6 protein-coding genes are annotated in these 8,405 nt (G+C 57.3%); 4 read left to right on the top strand and 2 right to left on the bottom strand.

Going from position 1 to position 8,405, the window contains the following annotated elements; translation table 11 throughout:
- Nucleotides 1-551 precede the first annotated feature (551 nt).
- The 4 genes from poxB (at nt 552) to L379_RS15055 (ending at nt 5,863) form a co-directional block, all read left to right on the top strand.
- Complete coding sequence (gene poxB, locus L379_RS15040; protein ID WP_032653119.1) at nt 552-2,270, top strand: ubiquinone-dependent pyruvate dehydrogenase; 1,719 nt, start codon at nt 552-554, stop codon at nt 2,268-2,270.
- 38 nt (nt 2,271-2,308) lie between these two features.
- Nucleotides 2,309-3,310, top strand: a complete 1,002-nt coding sequence (gene ltaE, locus L379_RS15045) for a low-specificity L-threonine aldolase (protein ID WP_015570991.1) — start codon at nt 2,309-2,311, stop codon at nt 3,308-3,310.
- A 10-nt stretch (nt 3,311-3,320) separates the two neighbouring features.
- On the top strand, nt 3,321-4,757 hold the full coding sequence (locus L379_RS15050; RefSeq protein WP_032653116.1) for an SDR family oxidoreductase: 1,437 nt from the start codon (nt 3,321-3,323) through the stop codon (nt 4,755-4,757).
- Between the two features lie 92 nt (nt 4,758-4,849).
- Entirely contained in the window at nt 4,850-5,863 is a 1,014-nt protein-coding gene (locus L379_RS15055; RefSeq protein WP_017384852.1) for an NAD-dependent epimerase/dehydratase family protein, read from the top strand.
- Between the two features lie 138 nt (nt 5,864-6,001).
- Here L379_RS15055 and L379_RS15060 read toward each other — a convergent pair whose 3' ends face one another.
- Together L379_RS15060 and iagB are read right to left on the bottom strand one after the other, a co-directional pair.
- The gene (locus L379_RS15060) at nt 6,002-7,813 is read right to left on the bottom strand and encodes a glycoside hydrolase family 19 protein (protein WP_017693713.1); all 1,812 of its coding nucleotides are present in this window, start codon (nt 7,811-7,813) and stop codon (nt 6,002-6,004) included.
- Between the two features lie 134 nt (nt 7,814-7,947).
- Nucleotides 7,948-8,388 (bottom strand): type III secretion system invasion protein IagB, encoded by a 441-nt coding sequence (gene iagB, locus L379_RS15065; protein WP_017384854.1) that lies wholly within the window; start codon nt 8,386-8,388, stop codon nt 7,948-7,950.
- Nucleotides 8,389-8,405 lie beyond the last annotated feature (17 nt).

The raw sequence follows: 8,405 nt of genomic DNA, 5'->3' as shown, positions 1-8,405 counted from the left end.
CAGCGCCACCGGGCTTTTTGCCCATGCAGGCCAGCGCATTTGCCTTTGGAACCTCTGTAGGCCCGGTAAGCGTCAGCGCCACCGGGCTTTTTGCCGGGTGGCACTACGTTTACCCGGCCTACATTGTGCCTACGGCCTGTACGGCAGTGAACCGTGGCTAAAGGCATGAGCAAATCAGGCAAGATTTCTAAGCTGCCTGCCCGGCAGTGAACAAAACACGCTGGCGCGTGTCGGTGTCGCCGTATTTCTAAGCTGCCTGCCCGGCAGTGAACTGAAGCAATCTACATCTATCCCTTTGTCTGATAAACCAATACCTCAAAAACTCCCTCCAACCCCTTTTTTATTCCCCTTCAGCCTAACCATATAAAATCAACAACTTATGCACCATCAGGAAAAAAGGGTCTGCAAACCCGCTTCCTCCCGCCCCAACCTCAGCCCGCTGGCGGCGCGTCGCGCAGAAAAACCATCTGGACTTAAAGAATACTGAGCAGGCAATACAGCGACTTTCTTCTAAGCTTGTAAGCGATATCACAAAAAGGAGACGGACAACCATGAAACAAACTGTGGCTGCATACATAGCGAAAACCCTTGAGCAGGCTGGCGTAAAGCGTATCTGGGGCGTCACTGGCGATTCTCTGAACGGACTCAGCGATAGCCTTAACAAGATGAAAACTATTGAGTGGATGCCCACCCGCCATGAAGAAGTCGCCGCCTTTGCCGCCGGTGCCGAAGCGCAGCTTACGGGTGAACTCGCCGTCTGTGCAGGTTCCTGCGGACCGGGAAACCTGCACCTCATCAACGGTCTGTTCGACTGTCACCGCAACCATGTTCCGGTGCTGGCGATTGCGGCTCACATTCCGTCATCTGAAATCGGTAGCGGCTATTTTCAGGAGACGCATCCGCAGGAGCTGTTCCGTGAATGCAGCCACTATTGCGAGCTGGTCTCATCGCCGGAGCAGATCCCACAGGTGCTGGCGATAGCCATGCGTAAGGCGATCCTGAATCGCGGGGTTTCGGTGGTTGTGCTGCCGGGGGACGTGGCGCTGAAGGCCGCACCTGAAACCGCCACCACCCACTGGTACTCTGCGCCCCAGCCAACCATTACCCCTGCCGATGAAGAGCTGAAAAAGCTGGCGCAGCTGCTGCGATACTCCAGCAATATCGCCCTGATGTGCGGCAGCGGCTGCGCCGGCGCGCATAAAGAGCTGGTGGAATTTGCCGGTAAGCTGAAGGCGCCAGTTGTGCACGCCCTGCGCGGGAAAGAGCACGTTGAATACGATAACCCGTACGATGTCGGCATGACCGGGCTGATCGGTTTTTCCAGCGGCTTCCACACCATGATGAACGCCGACACGCTGATCCTGCTCGGCACCCAGTTCCCGTACCGCGCGTTCTACCCGACGGATGCCAAAATTATCCAGATCGACATTAATCCCGGCAGCATCGGCGCGCACAGCAAGGTGGATATGGCGCTTATCGGCGATATCAAATCCACCCTCGCCGCCCTGCTGCCGCTACTGGAAGAAAAAACGGACCGCAAATTCCTCGATAAAGCCCTGAGCGATTATCGCGATGCGCGCAAGGGGCTGGACGATCTCGCCAAACCGAGCGAAAAAGCGATCCACCCGCAGTATCTGGCGCAGCAGATCAGCCACTTCGCCGACGACGATGCCATCTTCACCTGCGACGTAGGAACGCCCACCGTCTGGGCCGCGCGCTATCTGAAAATGAACGGCAAACGTCGCCTGCTTGGGTCGTTCAACCATGGATCAATGGCCAACGCCATGCCGCAGGCGCTGGGCGCAAAGGCGACGGCACCGGAACGTCAGGTGGTGGCGATGTGCGGCGACGGCGGGTTCAGTATGCTGATGGGGGATTTCCTGTCGGTGGCGCAGATGAAGCTTCCGCTGAAAATCGTGGTCTTTAACAACAGCGTTCTGGGCTTCGTGGCGATGGAGATGAAGGCCGGAGGCTACCTCACGGACGGCACCGAACTGCACGACACCAACTTCGCCCGCATCGCCGAAGCCTGCGGTATCACCGGTATCCGGGTGGAGAAAGCCTCAGAGGTGGACGACGCCCTGCAACGCGCCTTCGCCATCGACGGCCCGGTGCTGGTGGATGTGGTGGTCGCCAAAGAAGAGCTGGCGATCCCGCCTCAAATCAAGCTGGAACAGGCCAAAGGTTTTAGCCTCTACATGCTGCGCGCCATCATCAGCGGGCGCGGTGACGAAGTGATCGAACTGGCAAAAACCAACTGGCTCAGGTAAAACATTTCACAAGACCTCTTAAATTAAAGGGATGTGAAATGATTGATTTACGTAGTGATACCGTTACCCGTCCGGGCCGCGCCATGCTCGAAGAGATGATGGCCGCCCCGGTCGGGGACGACGTCTACGGCGATGACCCGACGGTCAACGAACTCCAGCGCTATGCGGCAGAGCTGAGCGGTAAAGAGGCTGCCCTGTTCCTGCCCACCGGCACGCAGGCTAACCTGGTGGCGCTGCTCAGCCACTGCGAGCGCGGCGAAGAGTATATCGTCGGCCAGGGGGCGCATAACTACCTGTACGAAGCCGGCGGTGCGGCGGTGCTTGGCAGCATCCAGCCGCAGCCGATCGATGCCGCGCCGGACGGTACGCTGCCGCTGGACAAAGTCGCGGCCAAAATCAAAGCCGACGATATTCACTTCGCCCGCACTAAACTGCTGAGCCTCGAAAACACCCATAACGGTAAAGTCCTGCCGCGCGAATACCTGAAAGCGGCATGGGACTTTACCCGCGAGCGTAAGCTCGGCCTGCACGTTGACGGCGCACGTATCTTCAACGCCGTGGTGGAGTACGGCTGCGAGCTGAAAGCGATCACCCAATATTGCGACTCGTTCACCATTTGCCTCTCTAAAGGGCTGGGTACGCCGGTAGGTTCTCTGCTGGTTGGCAGCGCGGACTACATCAGGCGCGCCAACCGCTGGCGCAAAATGACCGGCGGCGGGATGCGTCAGGCGGGTATTCTGGCGGCTGCCGGACTGTACGCCCTGAAAAATAACGTGTCACGCCTGAAAGACGATCACGACAATGCGGCGTGGATGGCAGCGCAGCTGCGTGAAATCGGCGCTGATGTCATGCGTCACGACACTAACATGCTGTTTGTCCGCGTCGGCGATGAGCATGCTGCCGCGCTGGGCGACTTTATGAAAGCCCGAGGCGTGCTGATTAACGCCTCCCCGGTCGTACGGCTGGTGATGCACCTTGACGTTAACCGCGAGCAGCTGACCGAGGTGGTGAAACACTGGCAGGCGTTTTTACAGCGTTAAGGAGCATACCGTGCCGCAACGTATTCTGGTGCTCGGCGCCAGCGGGTATATCGGTCAGCATCTGACCACTGCGTTAAGCCAGCAGGGGCACCAGGTGCTGGCAGCGGCACGCAACACGGAACGTCTGCAAAAGCTACATTTGCCTGGCGTGACGTGTCACAACGTTGACCTTAGCTGGCCGAAAGCGCTTCCTGCGCTGCTGGAAGGGGTCGATACGCTTTACTACCTTGTCCACAGCATGGGCGAAGGCGGCGATTTTATCGCCCACGAGCGTCAGGTGGCGATGAACGTTCGTGATGCGCTGCTGCAAACGCCGGTGAAGCAGGTGATTTTTTTAAGCTCGCTCCAGGCGCCTGAGCACGAGCAGTCAGACCATCTGCGCGCCCGACAGCTGACGGCAGAAATGCTGCGGAGCGCCCGTATCCCCGTTACCGAACTGCGGGCAGGGATCATCGTCGGCGCGGGTTCCGCCGCGTTCGAAGTGATGCGCGATATGGTCTACAACCTGCCTGTGCTGACGCCGCCGCGCTGGGTACGCTCGCGCACCACGCCCATTGCGCTGGAGAATTTACTCCATTATCTGGTGGCATTGCTGGCTCACCCGGCGGAGCAGCATCGCGTGCTGGAGGCGGCAGGTCCGGAAGTGCTGAGCTATCAGGCGCAGTTCGAACATTTTATGCGGGTGAGTGGCCGCCACCGCTGGCTGATCCCCATCCCCTTCCCGACCCGCTGGATATCGGTGTGGTTTTTGAATGTGATCACCTCCGTGCCGCCGACGACCGCCAAAGCGCTTATCCAGGGGTTGAAGCACGATCTGCTGGCGGACGATCGCGCGCTGCGCGCCTTAATTCCCCAGGAACTCATCCGCTTTGACGACGCGGTGCGCAACACGCTGAAAGAGGAAGAGAAGCTGGTGAACTCCAGCGACTGGGGTTATGACGCGCAGGCGTTTGCCCGCTGGCGGCCCGAGTACGGCTATTATCCGAAACAGGCGGGCTGTACGGTAAAAACCACGGCCAGCCTGGCAGCGCTGTGGGAAGTTGTGAACCAGATCGGCGGCAAAGAGCGCTATTTCTTCGGCAATATTCTGTGGCAAACGCGCGGCGCGCTGGATCTGCTGGTCGGTCACCGGCTGGCAAAAGGCCGCCCTGCCCATCCCTGGCTGAAGGTGGGCGATACCGTCGACAGCTGGAAAGTGATTATTGTTGAGCCGGAAAAACAGCTGGCGCTGCTGTTTGGCATGAAGGCGCCGGGGCTGGGGCGGCTCTGCTTCACCCTCAAGGACAACGGCGACCATCGTGAACTGGACGTTCGGGCATGGTGGCATCCGCACGGAATGCCGGGTCTGTTTTACTGGTTGCTGATGATCCCGGCACACCTGTTTATCTTCCGCGGAATGGCGAAACGGATTGCGCAACTGGCAGAAGAAAAGCGGGAAAATAACTAAATAAAACTCTTAATCTTTCACCTTTCCCATTGCAACACATCGTAATTCACGAAAGAATGCGCACGAAATTCTTTTCAACACAGTGGATTGTTATGAAGGTACTGGTTACCGGGGCGACCAGCGGCTTAGGCCGAAATGCGGTCGAGTTTCTGCGCAACAAAGGCATCAGCGTGAGGGCCACCGGTCGCAACGAGGCGATGGGTAAGCTCCTGCAAAAAATGGGCGCTGAATTTGTCCATGCCGATCTGACGGAGCTGGTCTCCTCTCAGGCCAAGGTGATGCTCGCCGGTATCGATACGCTGTGGCACTGCTCCAGTTTTACCTCTCCGTGGGGTACCCAGGAAGCCTTTGATCTCGCCAACGTGCGCGCCACGCGTCGTCTGGGCGAATGGGCCGTCGCCTGGGGCGTGCGTAACTTTATTCATATCTCCTCCCCGTCGCTCTATTTCGACTATCACCACCATCGTGATATTCAGGAAGATTTCCGCCCGGCGCGCTTCGCCTGTGAGTTTGCCCGCAGTAAAGCGGCGGGCGAAGAGGTGATCGACCTGCTGGCCCAGTCAAACCCGCACACCCGCTTTACCGTGCTGCGTCCGCAGAGCCTGTTTGGGCCGCACGACAAAGTCTTTATCCCGCGACTGGCCCAGATGATGCACCACTACGGCAGCGTGCTGTTACCGCGCGGCGGCGATGCGCTGGTGGACATGACCTATTACGAAAATGCCGTTCACGCCATGTGGCTGGCGAGCCAGCCGGAATGCGATAAGCTGGTGTCGGGCCGCGCGTACAACATCACCAACGGCGAACCCTGTACCTTGCGCAGCATTGTGCAAAGGCTGATTGACGAGTTAAAGATCGACTGCCGGATCCGTTCCGTTCCCTACCCGATGCTGGACATGATCGCCCGCAGCATGGAACGCTTTGGCAGTAAATCGGCGAAAGAGCCTGCGCTGACGCATTACGGTGTGTCGAAGCTCAACTTTGATTTTACGCTGGATATTTCGCGGGCGGAGAACGAGCTGGGATATAAACCGATTGTATCGCTGGATGAAGGGATAGTGCGTACGGCGGCGTGGTTACGGGATCACGGGAAACTTCATCGTTAGCCTTTTGCCCGGTGGCGGCTGCGCCTTACCGGGCCTACAACTGCACCGTACTGTCCCCTCGCCCCCCTGGGGAGAGGGTTAGGGTGAGGGGAAAGAGCAGACACTAAAACGGCAACCCTGGGGGTTGCCGTTTGCTGTTTATAATGCCGTCCAGGCTTCAGCCCATGCCAGACCTGCGCCAGGTTCATAGTACGTCGGCGCATTGTTACACCAGCCGCTGTACGGGAACGGTTTGCACTGGAACAGTTTACCGTGGTTGTTCACGATATCACCGGCGTTGTACTTGCTGTTCGCGCTCCATGCCGGGTAAGACGTATCTTCTCCGGATGGCGTTGCCGCTTTCGCTTTCACGTTCAGCAGGTAAGACGTGGTGCTGCTCAGTTCGCCATCGCTGACGGTCAGGCTCACTTCATACTGCTGCGCCGTCGCAGACTCTGGCGCTGTAAAGGTCACAACCGCTTTGTCCTGACCGGTAACAGTCTGACCATCCTGGGAACGCCAGGTATACGTCAGCGTGTTACCATCTGGATCGGTAGAGCCTTCGGCGCTCAGAGAAACCTGCGCACCCGCTTCCACTGCACCGATCGGACCGGCAATCTGCGCAACCGGCGCGTGGTTCACCACAACCGGCGTTTCATCCGGCGTTGGGGTTGGTGCCGGCGTTTCATCGTCGGATGGCGTCGGTGTTGGCGTGACCGGCGTTTCGTCCGGGGTCTCGGAAGAACCCTCGTCGTTAACAATTTTCACGTTAAAGAAGTGCTGCACGCACTTGCTGTAGTCACCGTCTTTAAATGCGCTGAACGGGGTCTGGTAACCCACCAGCTGGCAAGAGTAGGTTTTGCCGTCCGGAGTATCCGCGCTCCATCCCCAGTCCTGTTCCCAGTAAATCTTCAGGGCGCCTGCGCCACCTTCGTCGAACTGCTTCATGTTGGCGCAACCCAACACTTCGTTCGCCGGAACAGGCACTTTCAGGTAGTTCGCGAACTCTTTGTAGTACTTGATACGGTTTTGAGACTGCGCAATTTCAGTCGGGCCGCCGCACTCAACGCCGCCGTTGATGATTTGGGTGGTCACACCAAAGCCCGGAACCAGACCGTTGGCTTTATCGTGATCGTTCGGCTGCCATGTACCGTCGATCACCTGCAACATGCTTGGTTTTGGCGGCTGCGGATAGGCGAAGAAGAAGATCGCACTCGCCAGGTTCAGCCAGGTGTCCGCCACCAGCTCAGGTTTGTCGAGCAGCGTACGCACGTCGCCGTACATCGCTTCAGAGAATGGACCGTAGTTGTAATTGTAGGACAACTGTTTCGCACCACGACCGAAGTAGCTCAGGAAATCGCCGTCTTTATCTTTACCGCAAGGCCAGGTCTGCCCCTGCCAGACGTCCGGGTTACATTCGCCGTTATAACCGCCCTTCTGCCCTTCGCTCCAGCCCATTTCACGTACGTGGACCAGCGCCTGACGCCATTCGGCTTCCGGACGCCAGCTTTCGTGGCCGCCGGTCTCCTGGGCAAAGTGGGCAAACATGGTGGCCAGCTCTTTGCGGCAGATGGCGTCGCTGTCACGACCGTCATTGTAGGTCTTACACAGCGCCGGGAATTTACCCACGGCTTTCAGGAAGTTGCTGTAGGTATAGGCCTGCGCGCGCAGCGGGAAGAGATATTCCCAGTCGCTGGCTTTCACAATCCCTTCAACGCGCTTAACGTTGTCCGGGTTCGCCGCCCGGCCTGGCTCAATCAGTTCGACCTGCGCGTTATCCAGCGTCTGGATGGTTTCTTTAACCGAAGCCATCAGCGGGAAGTCCGTCAGTTCCTTCTCTTTCTTCGCCAGATCGCTGGCTTTGATGGTGTACGGCTCACTGCTGGTCTCCTTCAGGTTAGCAGCCTGAGCCATGAGTGGCGCCACGCAGGCTCCCGCAATGAGTACACTCAGTAACGTCCTTTTGTTCATTTCAGTTTTCCTGTTCGTTTAAAATTAAATGTTAAAATCCCGGCTTAGGTATTACTCCGTTAATACATAAACCACATTCAGCTGTTTTCACTTTTCGAAGAACACCTTCAGGAATTCTTCAAAAATAAAAAACGTTAATAACGTGCTGCTAATTTCAGTTGCTGATATTTGGCCCAGACCTTATGGGCATATTTCATCCTCTGCGGATAATTTTCTTTTTTCAGTCCGGCGTTATACGCGCCAACGGCTTCCCAGTTATAGCCATACACCCTGATCATCCCGGCAAGGATAGAAGCCCCGACCATGATCGAGGTACACGGCTCCGTGATTAACCGGTATTCGTCGATTCCTCTGCTTTCCAGCGCGGTAAAATGCGAACTGTTGATTTGCATCAGCCCGACATCCCGCGTGCCATCGCGGTTTTGCCCAACCGCATACGGGTTCATTCCGGATTCCACATTCGCTATCGCGTACAGTAAATAAGGGTCGACATGATAATAATGCGCCGCTTTATTCCAACAGTTTGCCAGAGCGCTTTGGCTTATTATCAATAACAACAAAATCAACTTTTTCATTTTTACCTGCTGACAGT

It is taken from the genome of Enterobacter sp. MGH 33, assembly GCF_000534535.1.
Lineage (GTDB): Bacteria > Pseudomonadota > Gammaproteobacteria > Enterobacterales > Enterobacteriaceae > Enterobacter > Enterobacter hormaechei_C.
The sequence above is the reverse complement of the archived record's forward strand: the minus strand, read 5'-3'. Positions and strand labels throughout refer to the sequence as shown.

Coding starts and splice junctions, on each gene's coding strand:
- poxB (WP_032653119.1), top strand. CDS start 552: ATGAAACAAACTGTGGCTGCATACATAGCGAAAACCCTTGAGCAGGCT.
- ltaE (WP_015570991.1), top strand. CDS start 2,309: ATGATTGATTTACGTAGTGATACCGTTACCCGTCCGGGCCGCGCCATG.
- L379_RS15055 (WP_017384852.1), top strand. CDS start 4,850: ATGAAGGTACTGGTTACCGGGGCGACCAGCGGCTTAGGCCGAAATGCG.
- L379_RS15060 (WP_017693713.1), bottom strand. CDS start 7,813: ATGAACAAAAGGACGTTACTGAGTGTACTCATTGCGGGAGCCTGCGTG.
- iagB (WP_017384854.1), bottom strand. CDS start 8,388: ATGAAAAAGTTGATTTTGTTGTTATTGATAATAAGCCAAAGCGCTCTG.